General features: G+C 64.9%; 23 protein-coding genes. 5 read left to right on the forward strand and 18 right to left on the reverse strand.

What is annotated here, in order from left to right; genetic code table 11:
• The 3 genes from ACRECS_RS20615 to ACRECS_RS20625 all read right to left on the reverse strand — a co-directional run.
• On the reverse strand, positions 1-446 hold a 446-nt coding region (locus tag ACRECS_RS20615; protein ID WP_431584833.1), incomplete at its 3' end, for a DUF1287 domain-containing protein.
• Positions 447-469: 23 nt separating this feature from the next.
• Positions 470-769 (reverse strand): hypothetical protein, encoded by a 300-nt coding sequence (locus ACRECS_RS20620; protein WP_431584834.1) that lies wholly within the window; start codon positions 767-769, stop codon positions 470-472.
• Positions 770-777: 8 nt separating this feature from the next.
• The gene (locus ACRECS_RS20625) at positions 778-1,809 is read right to left on the reverse strand and encodes a glycerophosphodiester phosphodiesterase (protein WP_431584881.1); all 1,032 of its coding nucleotides are present in this window, start codon (positions 1,807-1,809) and stop codon (positions 778-780) included.
• Positions 1,810-2,080: 271 nt separating this feature from the next.
• On the opposite strand from ACRECS_RS20625, the gene ACRECS_RS20630 reads away from it, so the two are divergent.
• A complete protein-coding gene (locus tag ACRECS_RS20630; RefSeq protein ID WP_431584835.1) occupies positions 2,081-3,004 on the forward strand; it encodes an XdhC family protein in 924 nt (307 codons plus the stop codon).
• Between the two features lie 18 nt (positions 3,005-3,022).
• On the forward strand, positions 3,023-3,631 hold the full coding sequence (locus ACRECS_RS20635; protein ID WP_431584836.1) for a nucleotidyltransferase family protein: 609 nt from the start codon (positions 3,023-3,025) through the stop codon (positions 3,629-3,631).
• Here ACRECS_RS20635 and ACRECS_RS20640 read toward each other — a convergent pair.
• Genes ACRECS_RS20640 through ACRECS_RS20655 form a run of 4 tightly spaced genes read right to left on the reverse strand, consistent with a single transcriptional unit; the run spans position 3,600 to position 8,375 of the window.
• Positions 3,600-4,808, reverse strand: coding sequence for an ABC transporter permease (locus tag ACRECS_RS20640; RefSeq protein WP_431584837.1), 1,209 nt, complete (start codon positions 4,806-4,808; stop codon positions 3,600-3,602). The genes ACRECS_RS20635 and ACRECS_RS20640 overlap by 32 nt on opposite strands.
• Positions 4,808-5,545 carry an ABC transporter ATP-binding protein gene (locus tag ACRECS_RS20645; RefSeq protein ID WP_431584838.1) on the reverse strand — a complete coding sequence of 246 codons (738 nt, stop codon included), beginning with the start codon at positions 5,543-5,545 and terminating at the stop codon, positions 4,808-4,810. The genes ACRECS_RS20640 and ACRECS_RS20645 overlap by 1 nt, the downstream gene beginning before the upstream one ends.
• Positions 5,523-6,932, reverse strand: a complete 1,410-nt coding sequence (locus ACRECS_RS20650) for an efflux RND transporter periplasmic adaptor subunit (RefSeq protein ID WP_431584839.1) — start codon at positions 6,930-6,932, stop codon at positions 5,523-5,525. Before ACRECS_RS20650 ends, ACRECS_RS20645 begins: the two co-directional genes overlap by 23 nt.
• A gap of 3 nt (positions 6,933-6,935) precedes the next feature.
• Positions 6,936-8,375 carry an efflux transporter outer membrane subunit gene (locus tag ACRECS_RS20655; RefSeq protein ID WP_431584882.1) on the reverse strand — a complete coding sequence of 480 codons (1,440 nt, stop codon included), beginning with the start codon at positions 8,373-8,375 and terminating at the stop codon, positions 6,936-6,938.
• A 445-nt stretch (positions 8,376-8,820) separates the two neighbouring features.
• On the opposite strand from ACRECS_RS20655, the gene ACRECS_RS20660 reads away from it, so the two are divergent.
• Together ACRECS_RS20660 and ACRECS_RS20665 are read left to right on the forward strand one after the other, a co-directional pair.
• Positions 8,821-9,357, forward strand: a complete 537-nt coding sequence (locus ACRECS_RS20660) for a hypothetical protein (RefSeq protein ID WP_431584840.1) — start codon at positions 8,821-8,823, stop codon at positions 9,355-9,357.
• Positions 9,354-9,848: a hypothetical protein gene (locus tag ACRECS_RS20665; RefSeq protein WP_431584841.1), complete on the forward strand. Its 495-nt coding sequence runs from the start codon at positions 9,354-9,356 to the stop codon at positions 9,846-9,848. The genes ACRECS_RS20660 and ACRECS_RS20665 overlap by 4 nt, the downstream gene beginning before the upstream one ends.
• 76 nt (positions 9,849-9,924) lie before the next feature.
• On the opposite strand, the gene ACRECS_RS20670 is transcribed toward ACRECS_RS20665, so the two are convergent.
• The 11 genes from ACRECS_RS20670 to ACRECS_RS20720 form a co-directional block, all read right to left on the reverse strand.
• Positions 9,925-11,943 (reverse strand): biotin carboxylase N-terminal domain-containing protein, encoded by a 2,019-nt coding sequence (locus tag ACRECS_RS20670; protein WP_431584842.1) that lies wholly within the window; start codon positions 11,941-11,943, stop codon positions 9,925-9,927.
• 285 nt (positions 11,944-12,228) lie between these two features.
• A complete protein-coding gene (locus tag ACRECS_RS20675) occupies positions 12,229-12,600 on the reverse strand; it encodes a lysozyme inhibitor LprI family protein (protein WP_431584843.1) in 372 nt (123 codons plus the stop codon).
• Positions 12,591-12,731, reverse strand: coding sequence for a hypothetical protein (locus ACRECS_RS20680; protein WP_431584844.1), 141 nt, complete (start codon positions 12,729-12,731; stop codon positions 12,591-12,593). Before ACRECS_RS20680 ends, ACRECS_RS20675 begins: the two co-directional genes overlap by 10 nt.
• Positions 12,731-12,952, reverse strand: coding sequence for a hypothetical protein (locus tag ACRECS_RS20685; protein ID WP_431584845.1), 222 nt, complete (start codon positions 12,950-12,952; stop codon positions 12,731-12,733). The genes ACRECS_RS20680 and ACRECS_RS20685 overlap by 1 nt, the downstream gene beginning before the upstream one ends.
• On the reverse strand, positions 12,949-13,998 hold the full coding sequence (gene bioB, locus ACRECS_RS20690; RefSeq protein ID WP_431584846.1) for a biotin synthase BioB: 1,050 nt from the start codon (positions 13,996-13,998) through the stop codon (positions 12,949-12,951). Before bioB ends, ACRECS_RS20685 begins: the two co-directional genes overlap by 4 nt.
• Before the next feature lie 116 nt (positions 13,999-14,114).
• Positions 14,115-16,268 carry a methylmalonyl-CoA mutase gene (gene scpA, locus ACRECS_RS20695; RefSeq protein WP_431584847.1) on the reverse strand — a complete coding sequence of 718 codons (2,154 nt, stop codon included), beginning with the start codon at positions 16,266-16,268 and terminating at the stop codon, positions 14,115-14,117.
• Positions 16,265-16,861, reverse strand: coding sequence for a histidine phosphatase family protein (locus tag ACRECS_RS20700; RefSeq protein WP_431584848.1), 597 nt, complete (start codon positions 16,859-16,861; stop codon positions 16,265-16,267). The genes scpA and ACRECS_RS20700 overlap by 4 nt, the downstream gene beginning before the upstream one ends.
• Before the next feature lie 9 nt (positions 16,862-16,870).
• Positions 16,871-17,656 carry an enoyl-CoA hydratase-related protein gene (locus ACRECS_RS20705; protein WP_431584849.1) on the reverse strand — a complete coding sequence of 262 codons (786 nt, stop codon included), beginning with the start codon at positions 17,654-17,656 and terminating at the stop codon, positions 16,871-16,873.
• A gap of 13 nt (positions 17,657-17,669) precedes the next feature.
• Positions 17,670-18,089 (reverse strand): methylmalonyl-CoA epimerase, encoded by a 420-nt coding sequence (mce, locus tag ACRECS_RS20710; RefSeq protein ID WP_431584850.1) that lies wholly within the window; start codon positions 18,087-18,089, stop codon positions 17,670-17,672.
• 10 nt (positions 18,090-18,099) lie between these two features.
• Complete coding sequence (locus tag ACRECS_RS20715) at positions 18,100-18,666, reverse strand: hypothetical protein (RefSeq protein ID WP_431584851.1); 567 nt, start codon at positions 18,664-18,666, stop codon at positions 18,100-18,102.
• A 30-nt stretch (positions 18,667-18,696) separates the two neighbouring features.
• Positions 18,697-20,223: an acyl-CoA carboxylase subunit beta gene (locus ACRECS_RS20720; RefSeq protein WP_431584852.1), complete on the reverse strand. Its 1,527-nt coding sequence runs from the start codon at positions 20,221-20,223 to the stop codon at positions 18,697-18,699.
• Between the two features lie 112 nt (positions 20,224-20,335).
• Here ACRECS_RS20720 and ACRECS_RS20725 point away from each other — a divergent pair, with 112 nt between their 5' ends.
• Positions 20,336-21,721, forward strand: coding sequence for a helix-turn-helix domain-containing protein (locus ACRECS_RS20725; RefSeq protein ID WP_431584853.1), 1,386 nt, complete (start codon positions 20,336-20,338; stop codon positions 21,719-21,721).
• Positions 21,722-21,750 lie beyond the last annotated feature (29 nt).

Below are 21,750 nucleotides of genomic sequence, written 5' to 3' on the forward strand. Positions count from 1 at the left end.
AGGCTGGTGAAGATATCGCCCGGGCGCCAGCCGGCAGATGTCGCGGCGAGCGGCAGTTGCGCACCTTTGCGGGCCATGAACGCCCGCAGGTTCGGCACCCGGCGATGGTCGATGTTGCGATCCGGCCTGCGCAGTCCCCAGCGCTTCGGATAGGCGCCGAAATGCGCGCGCATATCGGCATTGACCAGCGCCTGCAGATCGACGCCGAACGCATCGCGATAGGCGCGGATCAGGACGTCGGTGCACACGCCCTTGGCACGCGATACGTCGCCATTGGGAAAGGCCAGCACGCTATAGGCGGGATCATAGGCCAAAGTGACGCCGACCTGGCGCCGCGCCGCCGCGATCAGCGCCGCCGCCGTCCTGCGCGTCGCCTGCGCCTGGAGCGGCCAGGCCGCACAGGCCGACAGGCCCAGCAGAACGGCGCGACGATCGAGTTCAACCACGGCGCGGGGAAAGGTGGGGCGGGTCAGCGCGGTTCGTCATCGCGCGAAGACTCGCCGGCGCGGTAGCCGTCATAAGACTGGCAGGCATTGGGATCCTTGCGGCACGCCTTCTCCGCCTTTTGCCGCTCGCGGCCTTCGCGTTCTTCCTGCTTGCGCATCTTGCGGCCGTAATTGCGGTCGGCCTCGCTCTGGCTGGTGGTCGACCAGTCGACTGCCTTGCCCGCAACCTTGACCGGCGCAGTGACGACACTCGCGACGGTACGAACGCAACCGCCCGACAGGAGCGGAAGCAGGGCGATGGACGCGATGATCAGCTTGCGCATTGTCTGCCTCATGGTTGGTGCGGACGCTTGCTCGCATCGCGCGCTTCGGCGCCGATCTGGGGAAAATCCGTGAAGAACCCGTCGACGCCGTCATTGATATACAACGCGATTTCGTCCGAAAGACGGCCATGTGTTGCAGGGTTGACACCGTTCTTCAGGCTCGGCGGGAGGAAGAAATTCTCCGCGCGGAAGGTCCAGGGATGGACGCGCAGCCCCGCCCGGTGCGCATCCGCGATCAAACTGCTCGGTGCCGCATCGCCATTGCGGATCATCGCCTTGGACGGGCCGATGCCATAGGCATAGGCGGCGACCGCCTTCAGCCCCGCCGGCGTCACCATCTCCTTATAGCTCGCCACCGCCTTGTCGGCCGGGCCACCGGCGGCATCCATCAACTGGATCAGGCGGATGCCGGTCAGTTTGTGCAGCCGCTTGAGATTATCGACCTCGAAGGACTGGATGAACACCGGTGCATCGGCACCGCCCCAGCCGGCGGCTTTCAGCTCGGTGGCGAGCTTTTCTTCCATCGGCAGGCCGATCGATGCGAAATAGCTCGGATGCTTTGTTTCGGGATAGATGCCGATTGTCCGGCCAGTCGTCTTTGACCGCGCCTTGGCCAGCGCAATAATCTCGGCCAGGGTCGGAATCTCGAACTGGCCGTCATATTTGGCATTGTCCGGGCGCAGCTGCGGCAGGCGTTCCTTGGCACGCAGCGTCTTCAGTTCGGCAAGCGTGAAGTCCTCGGTGAACCAGCCGCTATGGCTTTCGCCATCGATCACCTTGACCTTCTTGCGATCGGCGAACTCGGGATGTGTCGCAACGTCGGTCGTGCCGGTGATGTCATTCTCGTGCCGCGCAACGAAGACATTGTCCCTGGTCAGCACCAGATCGGGCTCGATGAAGTCGGCGCCTTGCTCGATCGCCAGCGTGTAGGACGCGATGGTGTGTTCGGGACGCAACCCGCTCGCGCCGCGGTGGGCGATGATGATGGGCGCGCTGTGATCCTTGGCCATGGCCTTATCCTGCATGGTCGTAACGCCCATGGCCAGCACGACCATAGCGGAAGCGACGAGACGAGTAACTGTGGCGGTGGTGAAATATGTCATTGCGCTGCCAATCCCGGATACCGATTTCATCAAAGGCGTTGCCCCTGCCTCACGCCCGGGCTCATGCAGCAGGATGATGACATATTGACGATAAGCAAGTTGCCGCCGGCCGGGCTCGCCGCAATATATCCTGTCCTGTGTTGCGGAGTGCCTGCGTGCGGCGTGAATGTCACGATGCGCAATCCATTTGAATCACGAGATATCATTGATGGCCGATAACGATACCGTCCTTGCCGCCGCCACCGCCTGGAAAGGCGCGCCGATGGCGCTTGCCACGGTTGTCTCGACCTGGGGCTCCGCGCCGCGCCCCAAGGGCAGTCATATGCTCGTCCATGCCGATGGCCGGTTCGAGGGGTCGGTGTCGGGCGGGTGCGTCGAGAGCGACATCCTGACCACTGCTGCCGAGGTGATCGCGGGCGCGCCGTTCGTGATGAAACAATACGGCGTGGAGGATGCCGCCGCCTGGGAAGTCGGCCTGCCGTGCGGCGGGCAGATCGCGGTGATGGTGCAGCCGGTCTCCGCGGCCGGCTTCGATCCGGAGCTGTTCGATCGCATCGCCGAAGCGCGCGACACAGGCCAGGCGCTGAGCGTCGCGACCGATCTCGGCAGCGGCACGAGTTCGCTGCGCGAGATCGAGGGCGCGGCGTTCGTCAATCGCTACGATCCGCCGCGCCGCCTGCTGATCATCGGCGCGGTGCAGATCGCCCAGGCGCTGGCAGGCCTCGCGCGTGAGCTTGGCATTGACACGGTGGTGATCGATCCCCGCGCGCGTTTCCTGACCGCGGAACGCTTCCCGGGCGTCACGCTTGACGATCGCTGGCCCGACGAAGCGGTGGCGGCCTATGCCCCGGGACCATCGACCGCGGTGGTGACGCTCAGCCATGACACCAAGATCGACGACCCGGCGCTGATCGCGGCACTGGCGACCAAAGCCGCCTATGTCGGCGCGCTCGGATCGCGGCGGAGCCATGCCGCGCGGCGCGAGCGGCTCGCGGCAGCGGGGCTGGGCGAGGCGGATCTCGACCGCATCGATGCACCGGTCGGGCTGGATATCGGCGCGATCGGGCCGGCCGAGATTGCCCTGTCGATCGCCGCCGCGATGGTCGGAGCCTTCAACGCGCCGCGGCGTTAGAACCGGCAGGAGAAGCCGATGATCGCCGTCAACCGCACTGTCCTGATCCTGCTCGCCGCCGGCCGATCGGTGCGGTTCGGCGACAAGGACAAGCTGGAGCAGGAGTTCCTGCACAAACCGCTCGCCTTTCATGTCGTGACCGCGCTGGAGGGCATGCCGTTCCTTGGTCGCATCGCGGTCACCAGCAACACCCGGCTCGACTTCGCGGCGCGCGGCTACCGCGTCATTCCCAACGATACGCCGAAGGGCAATCTGTCGAGCTCGATCCGCCTCGGCGTCGCCGCGGCGCGCGAGCTGGATCCCGATGCGGTGCTGTTCGCGCTCGCTGATATGCCGCGCGTCACCGCGTCGCTGGTCCATAGCCTGCTCGACACGGCCGACGGCCCCGACTCGGTGGTCGCATCGAGCGACGGCCGGCATCCGCGCCCGCCCGCCGTGTTCGGCATCGACCAGTGCGAGGCGCTGCTGGCGCTGCAGGGCGATTATGGCGCGCGCGAAATGGTTCGCGCCGGCAAGCATGTCGTCGCACCGGTCAATGAGTTGATCGATATCGACACGCCCGAAGACCTGGAGCGGCTGCGCGCCCTGGTCCGGCCTATTCGTGGCGTAAAGCGTCAATCGGATTGAGGCTCGCCGCGCGCCGCGCCGGGAAATAGCCGAACACCACGCCGATCACCGCCGAGATGCCGAAAGCGATCAGGTTGATCTGGGGCACGAAGAGATAATCGACCTTCATCACCGGCGCGAGCGAGACCACCGCGATCTGCGCGATGACCAGCCCGATCAGCCCGCCGAGCATCGACAGCGCGACCGCCTCGACCAGGAATTGCAGCAGCACCTCGTTCGCCACCGCGCCGATCGCGAGGCGGATGCCGATCTCGCGCGTCCGCTCGGTCACCGACACCAGCATGATGTTCATGATGCCGATTCCGCCGACGATCAGGCTGATCGCGGCAACCGCCGTCACGATGCTGGTGAGCAGGGTGGTGGTGCCGGTCAGCGTATCGGAAATCTGTTTGGTGTCGAAGATGTTGAAGTCGTCATCCTTGCTGCCGGTGATGTTGCGCCGTTCGCGCAGCAGGTCGGTGATCGAGGACTGCACCGCCGTGGTCGAATAGGCCTGGTCGACCCCGACCAGCATCAGCCGGATGTCGCGATTGCCCGTAAAGCGGCGCTGCACCGCCTTGATCGGCATGATCACGACATCGTCCTGATCGCCGCCAAAGCCGGCCTGGCCACGGGTCGAGAGGATGCCGATCACATCGCACGAGATGCCGCCAAGCCGGATGCGTTCCCCGACCGCCGCGCCGCCCCGGAACAGGTTGGTGCGCACGGTGCTGCCGATGATGCACACTGCCTTGCCTGCCTGCTCCTCAGCCCGCGTGAAGGTACGTCCCGAGGTCAGCGGCCAGGGCTGAACCTGGAAATAGGCCCCGGTCGTGCCGTTGATCGTGGTCGACCAGTTGGCGCCTTCATAGATCGCAGTGGCGGTCGACTGGGCTTGCGGCGCGACGGCACTGACGCCGGCGATCTGGCGCGAGATCGCATCGACATCCTCCTGCTTGAAATCGGGCGGCCTCGGCCCGCCGCCGCCGCGGCCGAAACCCTGGCCGGGGCGGATTTGCAGGATGTTGGTGCCGAGCGCCGAGATCTGCTTCTGCACCGCAGCCGTGGTCGCCTGGCCGAGCGTGACCATGGTCACCACCGCCGCGACGCCGATGATGATGCCGAGCGCAGTCAGGATCGAGCGCAGCTTGTGCCGCAGGATCGACCGGATCGCGAGGAGGAAGGTGGTGCCGAGCATCAGATCGTCACTTTCTCGCCCTGATGGTGTTGCGCCTCGATCCGCTCGACCAGCCCGTCCTTGAAATGCACCACGGTGCGGGCGAAGGCGGCCATGTCGGGTTCGTGGGTGACCATCAGCACGGTGATGCCATTCTCGCGGTTGAGGTCGCTGAGCAGTTCCATGATCTCGACCGAGCGTTCGGAATCGAGGTTACCGGTTGGCTCGTCGGCGAGAAGGACGTCAGGCGAGGTGACGATCGCGCGGGCAATGGCGACGCGCTGCTGCTGACCGCCGGACAGTTCGGCCGGGGTATGATCCCACCACTGCGCCAGCCCGACCTTGTCGAGCGCGGCCATCGCCGCATCGTGACGCTGTTTCTTGGGGTCGCCGCGATAGAGCAACGGCAGTTCGACATTCTCGAGCGCAGTGGTGCGCGCGAGCAGGTTGAAGCCCTGGAACACGAAGCCGAGATATTTGCGGCGCAGCAGCGCGCGCTGGTCGCGGCCGAGCGTTTCGACATGATGGCCGCGAAATTCGAAGGTGCCCCCGGTCGGCACGTCGAGACAGCCAAGGATGTTCATCGTCGTCGACTTGCCCGATCCCGACGCGCCCATCACCGCGACGAAATCGCCCGCCTGGATGTCGAGGTCGATGCCCTTCAGCGCCTGGAACGCGGTCGCCCCTTCGCCATAGGTCTTGGTGACGCCGCGCAGCCGGATCAGCGGTTCGGTGTTACTGGCCACTGCGCTGCCCACCGCCGCCGCCAGCACCGCCCCCGCCGCCCGAGCGCCGGCGCTGACCGCCGCCCGAGGAAGCCTTGTCGCCCGATGCGAGCTGGCCGGTGATCACGTCCATGCCCGGCTTCAGGTTGCCACCGGTCACTTCGGTGACCGAGCCATTGGTCTCGCCAGTGGTGATGTCGATCGCCTTGGGCGTGCCGTCGGTGTCCTTGATATAGACCGTCTGATGCCCGCCGCGGCCGATCGTCGCGGTGCGCTCTCCACCCCCGCCGCCGCCACGGCCACCACGGCGCGGCCGGGTCGGGACAAGCGCGCCGGCGATGCCGCCACTCGGACTGGCACTGGGCCCGGACGTGTCGGGCTTGAAGCGCAAGGCGGCGTTGGGAACGAGCAGGACATTGTTCTTGGCCGTGGTCACGATATCGGCGGTCGCGGTCATGCCCGGGCGCAGATCGAGCTTGGGGTTCGCCACGGTCAGCGTCGCGCCATAGGAGACGACCTGCGCAGTGGTCGTGCTGGCGGTCGTGGTGGTGGTCTGCGCGCTCAGATTGGAGCCGAGGTCAACGCGCGTGATGTCGGCGGGAAAGGTCTGGCCCGGAAAGGCATCGACGGTGAAGCTGGCCTTCTGGCCTTGCTTGACTGACCCGACATCGGCCTCGTCGATCGCGACCTCAAGCTTCATTGCCGACAGATCCTCGGCGATGACGAACAGAGTCGGCGTGCTGAACGACGCAGCGACGGTCTGGCCCGGCTCGATCTGGCGCGCGAGCACCACGCCATTGACCGGTGAGCGGATCACGGTCTTCACCAGCTGAGTCGCGTTGGACGACAGCGTCGCCTGGGCCGACTGGACATTGGCCTGGGCCGCGCGGAGGTTCGCCACGGCGCGCGAGCGATCGGCGATCGCCTGCTCCATCTCGGTCTTGGCCGGGACGCGGCCACCCGACAACCGGCTGACTTCCTGCAGCCGCTGAAGCTGCGCGCCCGACTGGGCAAGCGTTGCCTGCGCCTGAGCCACGGCGGCGACATTGGCGGCAAGCGCGGCCTTGCTCTGGTTGACGGTGTCCTGGAAGCGCGACGGATCGACCAGCGCCAGCGGCTGCCCGACCACGACACGGTCGTTGACGTCGACCACCACCTTGGTAACCAGACCCGACAATTCCGAGCCGACCTGGACCTGATTGGTCGGGGCAAGCTTGCCGGTCGCCGAGACGGTGACCTGGAACGAACCCTGCGCGGCCTTTTCGGTGGTATATTCGACCGGCGCCGTTCCCGCCAGCCAGCTCCTGAGCAGCAGCGCGAGCAGCACCACGCCGACCGCGATCAGCACCCATTTCAGGTAGCGGCGCCAGGCCGGCTGCTGCTTCACACCGAGGAACTCGTCGAGATTGGTGTCGGCCATGGCTTATTCCTGAATCTTGTCGGCTTGCGGGGTTTCGGCGCTGTTCCAGCCGCCACCCAGTGCGAGATAAAGCTGCACGAGCGCCTGGGCCTGGTCCGCCTTGGCGCCAGCCAACCCGTTCTGCGCCGAGAGCAGCGAGCTCTCCGACGTGTTGAGTGTGGTGATGTCGGTCAGGCCGGCACGATATTGGCTGCGCGCGAGGATCGCGGCATTGTTCGACGCGTCGAGCTGGATCGCGAATTCGCGCTGGCGCGCCTTCGCCGTGTCGAGCGCGGTCAGCGCATTCTCGACATCCTCGAGCGCGGTCAGCACAGTCGATTTATAGGCGGCAAAGGCGCCGTCGGCCGCGGCCTTGTTGGCGCGCACCACCGAGCGGTTGCGCCCGCCGTCGAAGATCGTCTGAGCGATCGTCGCGAACAGCCGGCCAGTGATGACATCGGCAAGCGAACTGAACAGTCCCGCATTGGTGCTGATGCTGCCGCCAATGCTGAGCGCGGGATAGAGCTGTGCCTCGGCCACGCCGATCCGCGCGGTCGCCGCGGCGAGGTTGCGTTCCGCCGAACGCACATCGGGACGCTGGCGGATGATGTCGGCGGGGACGCCGACCGGCACCGCGGACGGGCCGGCGGGGATCGGCGCGACGGCGGCAAGCTCAGCCTTCAGCGCGCCCGGCGCCTGCCCGGTGAGCACACCGAGCCGGTTGGCGGCCTGTTGGTAATTCTGTTCGAGCGTGGGGATCTGCGCGGCGGTCTGGGCACGCTGCGCACGCGCTTGTTCACTGTCGAGCGACGAGACCAGCCCGGCCTGGACGCGGAAGCCGGCGATTTCGAGATTATCGTCCTGGATGGTGAGCGATCCGCGCGCGATGGCCAAGCTGGCCTGGGCGGCCCGCGCGAGAACATAGTTGCGCGCCACTTCGGAGGCGATCGAGGTCTGCACCGAGGCGAGATCGAAGCCGCTCGCCTCATAGGCGCCGCGCGATGCCTCGACCGAGCGCCGCACCCCGCCGAAGATATCGGCCTGGTAGGACACATCGCCCGAGATGGAATAATTCTGGTTGACGATCCCGGCATTGGTCACGCTGCCGAAGCTCTGCCCCTTCAGATTGAAGTTGCGTGAATAGCCCGCCGACGCATCGACGCTGGGCAGCAGATCGGCACGCGACTGGACCAGCGACTCCCGCGCCTGGCGCAACCGCGCCACGGCCTGGGCGATGTCGAGATTGTCGCGCCGCGCCCGCTCAACGATCGAGTTGAGCAGCGGATCGTTGAGATTGGTCCACCAGGTCGCGATGTCAGGCAGCGCACCCGCCGGCGCCGGGGTCGAATAGGCATCCGGCACGCCGAGCGACGCGCTGGCCGGCGGCGTATAGTTCGGGCCGACCGCGCACGCCTGAAGCGGCAGGGCGATGACGAGCAGCAGAGAGATGCGCGAACTAAGCATGGTGTTCAAATGGTCGCCGTGTTGCCTTTGGTCCATCGATTTATTGTCGCAATTTGTCGCTTGCGCGAGTGTGAACGGTTTCGGCCGCCGCTTCGGCAGCCCGATCATGCAGGCATTTTTTTGCTGTTCATGCTGTTATTTTCCACGAGATTTTTTCCATGCTGTTAAGTTGGATTTTCAGCGAAAAATTTCCGTTTATTTTCAATAGTATAGTGCGGACCCATGCTGTTATTTAATAACAGCATGGGAACAGCGCATAACAGCATGAAAACAGCATGCTGTTTCTGCCGGAACAGCAGGCCGATTGTTCCAATTCCGTACAGTTCAAAAGGCACCTTCGGCGTCAGCCTACCTTGTTTGATAAAGCTATTGAATCGACGCCACGTGAACGGCAGTGCGGGACGACAACTGGCATGCTGGCCGGCAATCATGGGGGCGGTTGAACATGATCCTGACTGTATTGGCGATGCTTGTGTTGCAGCAGGACGTGTCGGCAAAGCCAGTCACGCAGCCCTCACCAGCCGCCGCCGTTGCACCCGACACTTGCGGCTCGATCCTCGCAGGCACGGCGCTTCAGATCGAAGTTGTGGATGCCATAGGGTCGAAGACCGCGAAGATCGGAGACTTCTTCAAAATCCGCCTGGCCGAACCGCTGATCCTCGATGGCAAGACGATCCTGACGGCCGGAATACAAGGCGTTGGCGAAATCATCCACGCGTCGCATCCCCGCTTCATGACCAACAAGGTTGGTGAATTGATCGTTGCGGCGCGATACCTTGATCTCGGTGACAAGCGGTTGCCTTTGCGCGGCTTTCGCATCGATCGAGCCGGGGCCTATCATATCACCATTCTATCTCGTATCGGCCCGATCCCAAATGCTCAGAATGTAGATATTCCCGCTGGCAGCATAGCCACGGCGAAGGTAGCGGGCAGCTGTATCCCACTGCCTCGTATCAATGAACAACAGGAGGTTCCCAAATGAGATTCAAGCCGATCGTGATTTCGCTTCTCATACCCTTAACGCCGGTGCTTGCGCAGAATCCGGACACAGCAACGCCAGCGCAATCGACGGCCGCGAATGCATCAACTCAACCTCCGGCAGGATCGGCCGGCATGTTCGGCGCCCCGCCCGCAAACCAGGGCCAGATCATCTTCTACCGTCCCGGGGGCCTGCTTATGGCGCCGGGTTGCATGGTCCGCGAAGGAGAGGGGTCCAGCGAGGTGCGCCTCTCAAAACTGACCCAGAACCGGTATTTCGTCCATTACGCAGATCCCGGCACTCACCGGTACTGGGCGAAGAACCTGTCAAAGGACGCCGTCAATCTGGAGATCGAAGCAGGCGAAACCTATTTTGTGAGATGCGAGATCGCGGTGGGACTCATGTCGGGTAACCCCAACCTTGCTCCGTCGAACGCCGCCGAATTCGACAGTTACAAGGACAAGCTCAAACCAATGGACAAAAAAGGCGGTTAAGGCCTGCGCCCGGCCGATGCTCCGGGCAAAGCTGTCCTGGACGATGGGATGATTTTAGTCGGACAACCGGGTGCAATCATTCCATCTCCAGAATAATCTCGTCCACCGCCAGGCTGTCGCCGGGCTTGGCATTGACCGATTTCACCGTGCCGGCCTTTTCCGCACGCAGGATATTTTCCATCTTCATTGCCTCGACCACGGCGAGCGGCTGGCCGGCCTCGACCTTGTCGCCGGCCGCGACGTCGAGCCGCATGAGCAGGCCGGGCATCGGGCAAAGCAGGAATTTCGACAGATCGGGCGGGATCTTCTCGATCAGATGCTCGGCATAGGGCGCGACATGCGCAGGCAGGACGCGGGCGATGTGCGCCGCGCCGCGCGTGGTCAGTTTGAAGCCACCGCGAGTCTTCGCGATCCGCACCGACAGATCCTCATCGCCGATCTCGGCATGCACGACGCGGTCGCCGGGGGTATATTCCAGCGCGATGTCGAGATCTTCGCCGTCAACCGTGACGCCATCGGTCGAGATCGACACGATATGCTCCGCGCCATCGATCTTCACTGACCAGTCGGCCGGCGGGCGGAGACGCTTGCCGAGCTGGCCGTCGATGCGGCGCGCGCGATCCGCTTCCGCCGTGGCGGCAAAGGCAGCGATCGCCGACAGGTCGCGCAACAGTTCGGTGTCGGCAGGCGCGCCGTGGAAGCCGTCGGGATATTCCTCGGCAATGAAGCCGGTGGTGATATTACCCTCACGGAAGCGCGGATGCTGCATCAATGCCGAGACGAAATCGATATTATTGCCCGGCCCGTCGATCTCGAACGCGTCGAGCGCAGCGATCTGCTGGTCGATCGCTTCGATCCGGGTCGGTGCCCAGGTGATCAGCTTGGCGATCATCGGGTCGTAGAACATCGATACCTCGCCGCCCTCGCGCACGCCGTCATCGACCCGGATATAGGCCGGGCCGTCCGCATCGACCGGGCCATAAGCCGGCCGGGCATCCTCGGGCGGATTATACCGCACCAGCCGCCCGATCGAGGGCAGGAAGCCGCGATAGGGATCCTCGGCATAGATGCGGTTCTCGATCGCCCAGCCGGTCAGCGTCACATCGTCCTGGGTGAAGCCGAGCGGCTCACCGGCGGCGACGCGGATCATCAGCTCGACCAGGTCGAGGCCAGTGATCGCTTCGGTCACCGGGTGTTCGACTTGCAAACGCGTGTTCATTTCGAGGAAGTAGAAGCCCTGGCCGGTCGTATCGGCGCCCGAGACGATCAGTTCGACCGTACCGGCGGAGAAATAGCCGACTGCGCGTGCCAGCGCGACCGCCTGTTCGCCCATCGCCTTGCGCATCTCGGGCGTGACGAAGGGTGACGGCGCCTCCTCGACCACTTTCTGGTGGCGGCGCTGAATCGAGCATTCGCGCTCGCCGAGATAGACGATGTTGCCGTGTTGATCGCCCATCACCTGGATTTCGATGTGGCGCGGGCTTTCGATGAATTTCTCAATGAACACGCGGTCGTCGCCGAAGCTGGCGAGCCCCTCGCGCTTGGTCGCCTCGAACCCTTCGCGCACATCCTGTTCGCTATAGGCCAGCCGCATGCCCTTGCCGCCGCCGCCGGCCGAGGCCTTCATCATCACCGGATAGCCGATCTCGGCGGCAATCTTCACCGCTTCGTCGGTGTCGGCGATTTCACCCAGGAAACCGGGCACGACATTGACGCCGGCCGCCTTGGCGAGCTTCTTGGATTCGATCTTGTCGCCCATCGCGGCGATCGCGTTGGGCGGTGGGCCGACAAAGGCGATGCCGGCCTCGGCACAGGCTTTGGCGAAGCTCTCGCGCTCGGACAGGAAGCCGTAGCCGGGATGGATGCAGTCCGCGCCGGTTTCCTTCGCGGCGAGCAGGATCAGGTCGGCGAGCAGATAGCTTTCGCCCGCCGGCGGCGGCCCGAGCCGGACCGCTTCATCCGCCATCAGCACATGCGGCGCGCGCGCATCGGCGTCGGAATAGACCGCGACGGTGGCGATGCCCATTTTCTTGGCGGTACGCATGACGCGGCAAGCAATTTCGCCACGATTGGCGACCAGGATTTTCTTGAACACTAGCGTAATCTTTCCCGAAATAGCCGCATCGCAATCCAAATATACGACAGAACAGCAATTGAAATCACAACCAGAGATGGGCCGCTATCGGAGCCGGGCCGCATAAAAAAGGCCCCCGACAAAAGACCCCAAGCCATAAAAAACCCAAAGAACCATATCACGGCCAATATGCCGAGCCCGACAAGCAGCGCACCGACTCTGGCGGCTTTCTGCAATTGCCTCACATCGCCGCCCATGTTCGGACTGCAACATGCGGGTTACTGCCGGTAAAGAGCGGGTTCGCCCTCACTTCCAGATCAACTCGCGCAATTGCGCCGTCCGCGCCTCGCTCAACCGCGCCTTGCACTGCGCCTGCGCCATGGGCTGCGCCGAGCCGCCAGCGAACTGGCCGCCCTCGATCACGCATTGGGTGTCGCGAAACTTGAGCCAGGCGCGCTGGCTGGCGAGCAGCGCCGGGGCATAGCCGAAACCGCCGCCGCGCGACGTGTTCTGCGCGTCGCGCCGCTTCATATAGGCATAGGTGGCATTCCACTGCCGCGTCATCTCGGCATCGGCGCGCTGCGCGGCGGCGCCGGCGCATTGCGTCATATCCGCCTGAGTTTGCGGATCGGCGCAATTGAGGGGAGCCGCGGCGAGCAGCAGGGTGATCAGCAGCATGTCTTTTCCAATCGCATGGGTTCAACGCCCTCCATCGACCGAATGCCCAGCTTGGCGAATAGCGCCACGGTGACACGCATGACACGGCAGGCCATGTCGTCGCGGTTGGCGATCGGCATCCTCTTGACCATCAACTCTTCCTGGACCGTAAGGTCAGCAGATAGGCAAAGACCACGGCAAGTTCGATCGCCAGCCACCGCCACCAGATGACCCCGATTTCTGCATCCCGAAGTACGGAGCAGCCGTCGTCGCGACACTCGCCCAGGGTTTGGCCCATGAACAACAGGAATGACCAGCCGCCCCACACAATCGTGACGATCGCGAGCAATATGGCGGCCAGGGATTTGCTCATGGTGCTGTCTCGATACCGCCGGCACGCATCGGCTCTTCACCGACCATCGGTTTCAGTCCCAGCTTGCTGAACAGCGCCGCATCGGCATCGTCGCCGGCATTGCCGGTGGTGAGCAGCTTGTCGCCGGTGAAGATCGAATTGGCGCCGGCCATGAAGCACAGGGCCTGGGTCGCGTCGGACATGCTTTCGCGGCCGGCCGACAGGCGCACCATGCTCATCGGCATGGTGATGCGCGCGACCGCAACGGTGCGGACGAATTCGATGTCATCGATCTTCGCGAGCGGCGTATCGGCCAGCATATTGCCGAGCACCGTGCCCTTGACCGGCACCAGCGCATTGACCGGCACGCTTTCGGGATGACGCGGCAAGGTCGCGAGCGCATGGATGAAGCCGACCCGGTCGCTGCGGGTTTCGCCCATGCCGACGATGCCGCCGCAGCACACGTTGATCCCGGCTTCACGCACATTTTCCAGCGTGTCGAGCCGGTCCTGGAAGGTGCGCGTGGTGATGATATCGCCGTATTTTTCCGGCGCGGTATCGATATTGTGGTTGTAGTAATCGAGTCCCGCTTCGGCGAGCTGCTGCGCCTGATGCGGCTCGAGCATGCCAAGCGTCATGCAGGTTTCCAGGCCCATCTGGCGCACGCCCTTCACCATTTCGATGATCGCGGGCATGTCGCGGTCCTTGGGATTGCGCCAGGCGGCGCCCATGCAGAAACGCTGCGATCCGGCATCGCGTGCCTGCGCCGCCGATTGCAGCACGGCGCGGACATCCATCAGCTTGGTCGCCTTGAGGTCGGTCTCGGCACTGGCGGACTGATTGCAATAGCCGCAATCCTCCGGGCAGCCACCGGTCTTGATCGACAGGAGGGTGCAGAGCTGGACCTCGCCCGGTGCGTGATGCGCGGCATGGACCTGGGCGGCGCGCATCACCAGTTCAGTGAAGGGCAGATCGAACAGCGCGGCGATGTCTTCGCGAGTCCAGTCGGTGCGAGTGCCGTCACCCCGGACTTGTTCCGGGGTCCACTCCTCCTCTTGAGAGGCCATGAATTGTTGCACGGTGGTGTTCGAGCGAGATTGCACGCCCCGCGTGCAATCTTGGCTTGCCGGGGGCAAGCCAACGCTCGAACACGGAACAAGTCCGGGGTGACGAAGGGTATCACTCATTCTGCTGCGTCCTCTATCGGGGGCATATTGTGCCCGAGCAGCCGGAGCACTTCGCCGGCTGCGTTGACCAGGTTGGTGCCCGGCCCGAAAATTCCCTGCACGCCCGCGTCGCGCAGATATTGATAATCCTGCGCCGGGATCACCCCGCCCGCGATCACCTTGATATCGCTGCGGCCCGCATCGCGCAGATGCCCGATCAGTTCGGGAATCAGCGTCTTGTGCCCTGCCGCCAGCGACGAAGCGCCGACCACGTCAACGTCCGAACTGATCGCAAGATCGGCGGCTTCCTTGGGCGTCTGGAACAGCGGGCCGGGCACGACCTCGAACCCGAGATCGCCGAATGCCGAGCTGACCAGATTGGCGCCGCGGTCATGGCCGTCCTGGCCCATTTTCGCGACGAGCAGGCGCGGCCGGCGGCCCTTGCGCTGCGTGAGCGAGCCGACCCCGTCGAGCAGGCCCTGCCAGCGCTTGTCGAATTCATGCGCGCCGCCATAAATGCCCGAGACCGGGGTCGGCTTGGTGCCATAACGGCCGAACACATCTTCCATCGCCTGGCTGATCTCACCCAGCGTCGCGCGCTGGCGGGCGCAGTCGACGGCGAGGCCAAGGACGTTCTCGGTACCGCGCGCGCCTTCGCGCAACGCATCGAGCGCGGCGCGGCATTTATCCTCGTCGCGGCCCGCCTTGGATGTCTTGATGCGGGCGATCTGCGATTCTCGCACCGCCACATTATCGACGTCGAGAATGTCGATCGCATCCTCCTCGGCCAGCTTGTACTTGTTGACGCCAACGATCACGTCCTCGCCCATATCGACGCGCGCGGCGCGACCGGCCGAGGCTTCCTCGATCATCGCCTTGGGCCAGCCGGCGGCGACCGCCTTGGCCATGCCGCCTTCGCTCTCGACGCGCTCGATGATTTCCCAAGCCTTGTCGTAGAGCTCCTGCGTCAGGCTCTCGATGTAATAGGAGCCGCCGAGCGGATCGACGACCTTGGTCATGCCCGTCTCTTCCTGGATCACGATCTGCGTGTTGCGCGCGATGCGGGCGGAGAAATCGGTCGGCAGCGCGATCGCTTCGTCAAGCGCATTGGTGTGCAGCGACTGCGTGCCGCCAAGCATTGCCGCCATCGCCTCGATCGTGGTGCGGATGACATTGTTGTACGGATCCTGCTCGGTCAGCGACACGCCCGAGGTCTGGCAGTGCGTGCGCAGCATCTTCGAGCGCTCGTCCTTGGCGCCGAGATCCGTCATTACGCGGTGCCACAGCTTGCGCGCGGCGCGCAGTTTGGCGACCTCCATGAAGAAGTTCATGCCGATCGCGAAGAAGAAGGACAGCCGTCCGGCAAAGGCATCGAGATCGAGCCCCGAGGCCATTGCGGCCTTGGCGTATTCGCGCCCGTCGGCAATGGTGAAAGCGAGTTCCTGCAGCTGCGTCGCCCCGGCTTCCTGCATGTGATAGCCGGAGATCGAGATCGAGTTGAACTTCGGCATGTGCCGCGAGGTATAGCCGATAATGTCCGAGATGATCCGCATGCTCGGCTCGGGCGGGTAGATGTAGGTGTTGCGGACCATGAACTCCTTGAGGATGTCGTTCTGGATCGTGCCGTCGAGCAGCTCCTGCGGCACGCCCTGTTCCTCGCCCGCGACGATGAAGAAAGCGAGGATCGGGATCACCGCGCCGTTCATGGTCATCGACACGCTCATCTTGTCGAGCGGGATGCCGTCGAACAGGATCTTCATGTCGTCGATCGTGTCGATCGCCACACCGGCCTTGCCCACATCGCCGGTGACGCGCGGATGGTCGCTGTCATAGCCGCGATGCGTGGCGAGATCGAACGCGACCGACAGGCCCTTCTGCCCGGCGGCGAGGTTGCGGCGGTAAAAGGCGTTCGACGCCTCGGCGGTGGAGAAGCCGGCATATTGCCGGATCGTCCAGGGCCGGCCGGCATACATCGATGCGCGCACGCCGCGGGTGAACGGCGCAAAACCGGGCAGGCCGGGATCGATCTCCGCTACATCCTCCGCGGTGTAGAGCGGCTTGACCGTGATGCCCTCGGGCGTCGGCCAGTTGAGATCCTTGCCCTTCACTTCCTTGGCGGCTGCGGCCTGCCATTGTTCGAGCGTCGGCCCGGCTGTCGATTTGTCGGTCATTGCAGATCTTCCATTGCCGTCCAGCCGAAGCGCGACGCCGAGAGATCCGCTTCGAACGCATGGACATTGCCGCCGCCGGGATGGCCGCCCGCCGCCGCCTGATCATGGCGCCGGTCGATCGGATCGCCGGCGATGGCGCATTTCAGCAGCGTGCCGACGCCGCCATGGCCGACGAACAACACTGTCTCGTCATCGGCGCGGTCGGCCAGGCTGCGCCGGACGGCGCGCGCGATCCGTGCCTGCGCGTCGATCGCGCGCTCCCAGCCGCGAACCGACTGGGCGGGTTGCGCGAAGAACTGGTTCGCGGTCGCTTCGAACTCGTCGGGCGGCAGGAAGCCGGTCGCGCTGCGGTCATTCTCGTGCATGGCGGCGACCAGTTCCACCGTCGCGCCGGTCAGCGGCGCGAGAATCTCCGCCGTTTCGATCGCCTTGCGCTCGCCGCTCGAGACGATGCGGCGGACGCTCGCCAGCCATTCGCGACCGGCGAGCGCGGACAGCCGTTCGCGGCCAGCGTCCGACAATCCCCAATCGGGGACCGGGATGGCCGGATCGACCCTGACCTGCGGGTGGGAAAGATAATAGGCGATCGCCACGGCCGGTTCTCAGGCGCCTTTGAAGATGGGTTTGCGCTTCTGGAGGAAGGACATGCCGCCCTCCATCGCATCGGCGCTGCCCCCGGCGATACGCTGGCCATTGGCCTCTCTGGTCAGCGCCTCGGCATAGGTGCCGTCCATTGCGGCGGCGATGTTGCGGCGCATGATGCCGAGTGCGAGCGTCGGACCGGCGGCAAGACGGTCGGCCAACGCCAGCGCTTCGTCGAGCAGCACCGCGTCGTCGACGCATTTATGGATCAGACCCCAGCTTTCCGCCTTCTCCGCGCCGACCTTCTCGCCGAGCAGCATCATCTCGGTCGCGCGCGCCTTGCCGACCAGCCGGGTCAGCATCCAGGACGCGCCGCCATCCGGCACCAGCCCGATATTGACGAACGCCTGAAGGAAATAGGCCGAGCGCCCCGCCAGCACGAAATCAGCGCACAGGGCGATCGAACAGCCGATGCCGGCGGCCGGCCCGTTGACCGCGCTGACGATCGGCACGTCGAGTTCGGCCAGCTTGATCATGGTCGGGTTATAATGACGGGTGAGCGCGGCATAGGATCCGCGCCCGCTGTCGATCGATCCCTCGCCCCGCGCCTGCAGGTCAGCGCCGGAGCAGAAAGCGCGGCCGGCGCCAGTGATGACGATCGCGCGCGCGCCATCGAGATGGTCGAGCGCCACGCCGATCTCATCCGCCATTTGCGGCGGCGCGGCATTGAGCCGCTCGGGCCGGTTGAGCGTGATCTGCATCACGTTGCCGCGCCGCTCGGTCAGGATCGTTTCGAAATCGGGCACTCTTTTCTCCGTCTCAATGACCGCCAGAAGGCGCTTCCATCAACTCGACCAGCAGGCCGCCAAAATCCTTGGGATGGACGAACACGATCGGCGTGCCGTGCGCACCGATGCGCGGTTCGCCCAGCACGGTTGCGCCCTTCGCCTTCAGATCGGCGACCGCCTGATCGATATCGGGCACCTCGAAACAGACATGGTGCTGGCCGCCGGCCGGGTTCTTCTTCAGAAATCCGGCGATCGGCGAATTGTCGTCATAAGGTTCGATCAATTCGATCTGTGTGTTGGGCGTGTCGATGAAACACACTTTCACGCCCTGTGCGGGCAGATCGAACGGCGCGCCGATCACGGTCGCGCCGAGCAGGGTGCGATAGGTCTCGACCGATTTCTCGATCGAGGGCGTCGCGACCCCGACATGGTTGAGACGGCCGATCGTCATGCGCTGCGCCTCACTTCTTGGCCGGCGGTGCGGGTGGCGGTACCGTGCCAAGCGTATAGCCACAGGCGGTCAGCACTTGCCGGACCGGCGCATCGGTCGCCGGACCATCAAAGGTCGCGGAGAAGGCGAAGTTTGCCGAGTTGGTGGTTTCGACCGTGACTGTCTTGGCCTTGGCCAGCCCGGTGGTCAGCGCGGTGACCGGGGTCGCACCGGCAATGAAGGCCGCGGTGCCGCGGAACTGCCAGTCGTCGGCAACCGCCGGGCCACCATTGAAGCGCATCGCCACCTGCTTGTCGGCGAACTCGCCGGTGTCACCTGCCATCTGCAGCACCTGTTTGGTGATGAATTGCACCGAGACGATCGATTCGGTTCCCCGGTCGCACTTCACGATCAGGCGCGACGATCCGTCACGCGCGGTGGCCGATGTCGTGGTGGTGGTCACACCATTCGCGGCGTCGGGGCGCTCGCGCACTGCCCAGGGAGCAGGGGCCGGCGCTGCCGGTGGGGCGGGTGGTGGGGGCGCCGCGACAGGAGCCGGTGCGGCCGCCTGCAGGGCGAGAAGAAAGAGTGGGAGCATGGTTTACCTCGGCGAATGGCGGGGACAAGATTACAGGGGAATATTGTCGTGCTTCTTCCACGGGTTCTCGAGCGCTTTGCCCCGCAGCTTGCGCAACCCTAGCGCAACGCGCCGCCGGGTCGAGTGCGGCTGGATCACCTCATCGATAAAGCCCTTCGACGCGGCGACGAACGGATTGGCGAAGCGCGCCTCATATTCGGCGGTGCGCGCGGCGATCTCTTCCGGCGTCTTGCCGCGGAAGATGATCTCGACCGCGCCCTTCGCACCCATCACGGCGATCTCGGCGGTCGGCCAGGCATAGTTGAGGTCGCCGCGCAGATGCTTCGACGCCATGACGTCATAGGCGCCGCCATAGGCCTTGCGCGTGATCACGGTGATCTTGGGAACGGTCGCCTCGGCATAGGCGAAGAGCAGCTTCGCCCCATGCTTGATGATACCGTTCAGTTCCTGGCTGGTGCCGGGCAGGAAGCCGGGCACATCGACAAAGGTCACGATCGGAATGTCGAACGCATCGCAGAAGCGTACGAAGCGCGCGGCTTTCTTGGACGAATTGATGTCGAGGCAACCGGCCAGCACCATTGGCTGGTTGGCAACGAAGCCGACCGTGCGGCCCTCGATCCGACCGAAGCCGATGATGATGTTGGCGGCATGAGTCGGCTGGACCTCGAAGAAGTCGCCCTCGTCGACCGTTTTCCGGATCAGCTCGTGCATGTCATAGGGCTGGTTGGCGCTGGCCGGGATCAGCGTGTCGAGGCTATCCTCGACCCGGTCCCAAGGATCCGAACTTGGCCGCTCGGGCGGAGTTTCACGGTTCGAGGCGGGCAGGAAATCGATGAAATCGCGCGCCGCGAGCAGCGCCTCGATGTCATTCTCGAATGCGACATCGGCCACGCCCGACTTGGTCGTGTGCGTTACCGCGCCGCCAAGCTCCTCCTGCGTGACGATTTCGTTGGTGACGGTCTTCACCACGTCAGGACCCGTGACGAACATGTAGGAGCTGTCCTTCACCATGAAGATGAAGTCGGTCATGGCGGGCGAATAGACCGCGCCGCCCGCGCACGGGCCCATGATCAGCGAAATCTGCGGCACCACGCCCGATGCAAGCACATTGCGCTGGAACACCTCGGCATAGCCGCCCAGGCTGGCAACGCCTTCCTGGATGCGTGCGCCGCCGGAATCGTTGATGCCGATGACCGGCGCGCCGACCTTCATCGCCATATCCATGACCTTGCAGATCTTCTGCGCATGGCGCTCGCTCAGGCTGCCGCCGAACACGGTAAAGTCCTGGCTGAACACGAACACCAGCCGGCCATTGACCGTGCCCGACCCGGTGACCACGCCATCGCCGGGGACGATCTGGTCCTGCATCCCGAAATCGACGCAATTATGCTCGACATACATGTCGAGCTCCTCGAACGAATCCTGGTCGAGCAGCACGTCGAGCCGCTCGCGCGCGGTGAGTTTGCCCTTGGCGTGCTGCGCCGCGATGCGCTTTTCGCCCCCGCCCATACGCGCCGCCTGGCGCTTGCGTTCGAGTTCGGCGATGGTCGACGACATGCGGCTCTCCGGCAAAGTACGGCCGCCTCTCTTTCAAGGTGTCGGGGGTTTTGCAAATGTGAACTTGCGAAGTTGTGAAGGATGAGTTTGCGAACTAAGCTCGCAAACGCCGATGCCTCGCCCCCAACGCCTTTTCGCCGGAGAGCAGCTCCGAGCGCTGCGCCAGTCGGTGGGGCTGAACCAGGCGGCGATGGCGACGCGGCTGGGGCTGTCGGTCAGCTATTTGTCGCAGCTCGAAAGCGGTGTCCGGCCACTGACTCCGGCGGTCACCGCGACACTCCGGCGCAACCACCCCAATGCGCTCGCCGCGATCGAGGACAGCGCGCCGGCAATGCGCATCGCCTCGCTCGCCGAGGCGCTGGCCGATCCGTTGCTGCCCCCCGCGCCGGCGCCGGACGCGATCGCGCGGCTGGCCGAGGAGCGGCCGGAAATCGCCGACCGGATCATTGCGCTGCACGGTGCGGTACGTGCGGCGGAGGAGCGGCTGCAGATGGTCGAGGAGACGATTTCCTCGGGCGTGGGCGGGCGCATGCCATGGGAGTCGGTGCGCGACTGGTTTCATGCGGCGGGCAATTATGTCGATCCGCTCGATCGCGCGGCCGAGGCGCTGGCAAGCGCGCTCGGGCCCGGCGAGGCGGCGATGATCGCCGGACTGGCGCGGCACGGCATTGCGATCGAGACCGCGCCGGGCGATCCCGCCCCGATCCGCGCGTTCGACCGCGCACGCGGACTGCTCACATTAGGCGGTGCGCTGCCGCCCGAGAGCCGCCGCTTCCTGATCGCACACCAGCTTGCCGCGACCGAATTCGACACGGAAATCGAAGCGATCGTCGCCGGCGCCCCGCTGGCGAGCGATGCGGCGCGCAACCTGCTGCGCATCGGGCTCGCCAATTATGCCGCGGGGGCACTGATGATGCCTTATGCTGCGTTCCGGTCGGCGGCACGCGCCGCGCGGCATGATATCGACCGGCTGTGCCGCAGTTTCGGGGTGAGCTTCGAACAGGCCTGTCACCGGCTGTCGACGCTGCAGCGGCCCGGCGCGGAGGGCATCCCCTTTTATTTCTGCCGTGTCGACATGGCCGGGAACATCACCAAGCGGCACAGCGCGACGCGCTTCCAGTTCGCGCGCTTCGGCGGCGCCTGCCCGTTATGGATCGTGCATGAGGCAGCGGCGATTCCCGACCGCATCGTCGTGCAGCATGCCGAGACGCCCGACGGGGTGCGCTATGTCTCAATGGCCAAGGGGCTGGTCAAGCCGTCGGGCAGCTTCACGCGCACGCCGCGCCGCTATGCCGTGACGCTTGGCTGCGAAGCGGAGCATGCCGCCGATTTCGTCTATGCCGATGCGCTCGACCGCAGCGCGCCGGCGACGCCGATCGGCATTTCGTGCCGGCTGTGCCCACGCGACGATTGCGACCAGCGCGCCTTTCCGCCGGCGGACCGGAGCATTGCGGTCGACCCGGACTTGCGGGGAACGGTACCGTATCGGGTAGTCTGACCACTCCTCCCCGGCACGGGGAGGAACTA

The sequence above is a fragment of the Sphingomonas sp. genome (assembly GCF_050725575.1).
Lineage (GTDB): Bacteria > Pseudomonadota > Alphaproteobacteria > Sphingomonadales > Sphingomonadaceae > Sphingomonas.

Excerpts from the sequence above, each read along its gene's own strand:
- ACRECS_RS20620 (WP_431584834.1), bottom strand. The coding sequence starts at position 769 with ATGCGCAAGCTGATCATCGCGTCCATCGCCCTGCTTCCGCTCCTGTCG.
- ACRECS_RS20625 (WP_431584881.1), bottom strand. The coding sequence starts at position 1,809 with ATGGGCGTTACGACCATGCAGGATAAGGCCATGGCCAAGGATCACAGC.
- ACRECS_RS20630 (WP_431584835.1), top strand. The coding sequence starts at position 2,081 with ATGGCCGATAACGATACCGTCCTTGCCGCCGCCACCGCCTGGAAAGGC.
- ACRECS_RS20635 (WP_431584836.1), top strand. The coding sequence starts at position 3,023 with ATGATCGCCGTCAACCGCACTGTCCTGATCCTGCTCGCCGCCGGCCGA.
- ACRECS_RS20640 (WP_431584837.1), bottom strand. The coding sequence starts at position 4,808 with ATGCTCGGCACCACCTTCCTCCTCGCGATCCGGTCGATCCTGCGGCAC.
- ACRECS_RS20650 (WP_431584839.1), bottom strand. The coding sequence starts at position 6,932 with ATGGCCGACACCAATCTCGACGAGTTCCTCGGTGTGAAGCAGCAGCCG.
- ACRECS_RS20655 (WP_431584882.1), bottom strand. The coding sequence starts at position 8,375 with ATGCTTAGTTCGCGCATCTCTCTGCTGCTCGTCATCGCCCTGCCGCTT.
- ACRECS_RS20660 (WP_431584840.1), top strand. The coding sequence starts at position 8,821 with ATGATCCTGACTGTATTGGCGATGCTTGTGTTGCAGCAGGACGTGTCG.
- ACRECS_RS20665 (WP_431584841.1), top strand. The coding sequence starts at position 9,354 with ATGAGATTCAAGCCGATCGTGATTTCGCTTCTCATACCCTTAACGCCG.
- ACRECS_RS20675 (WP_431584843.1), bottom strand. The coding sequence starts at position 12,600 with ATGCTGCTGATCACCCTGCTGCTCGCCGCGGCTCCCCTCAATTGCGCC.
- ACRECS_RS20680 (WP_431584844.1), bottom strand. The coding sequence starts at position 12,731 with ATGGTCAAGAGGATGCCGATCGCCAACCGCGACGACATGGCCTGCCGT.
- ACRECS_RS20685 (WP_431584845.1), bottom strand. The coding sequence starts at position 12,952 with ATGAGCAAATCCCTGGCCGCCATATTGCTCGCGATCGTCACGATTGTG.
- bioB (WP_431584846.1), bottom strand. The coding sequence starts at position 13,998 with ATGGCCTCTCAAGAGGAGGAGTGGACCCCGGAACAAGTCCGGGGTGAC.
- scpA (WP_431584847.1), bottom strand. The coding sequence starts at position 16,268 with ATGACCGACAAATCGACAGCCGGGCCGACGCTCGAACAATGGCAGGCC.
- mce (WP_431584850.1), bottom strand. The coding sequence starts at position 18,089 with ATGACGATCGGCCGTCTCAACCATGTCGGGGTCGCGACGCCCTCGATC.
- ACRECS_RS20715 (WP_431584851.1), bottom strand. The coding sequence starts at position 18,666 with ATGCTCCCACTCTTTCTTCTCGCCCTGCAGGCGGCCGCACCGGCTCCT.
- ACRECS_RS20720 (WP_431584852.1), bottom strand. The coding sequence starts at position 20,223 with ATGTCGTCGACCATCGCCGAACTCGAACGCAAGCGCCAGGCGGCGCGT.
- ACRECS_RS20725 (WP_431584853.1), top strand. The coding sequence starts at position 20,336 with ATGCCTCGCCCCCAACGCCTTTTCGCCGGAGAGCAGCTCCGAGCGCTG.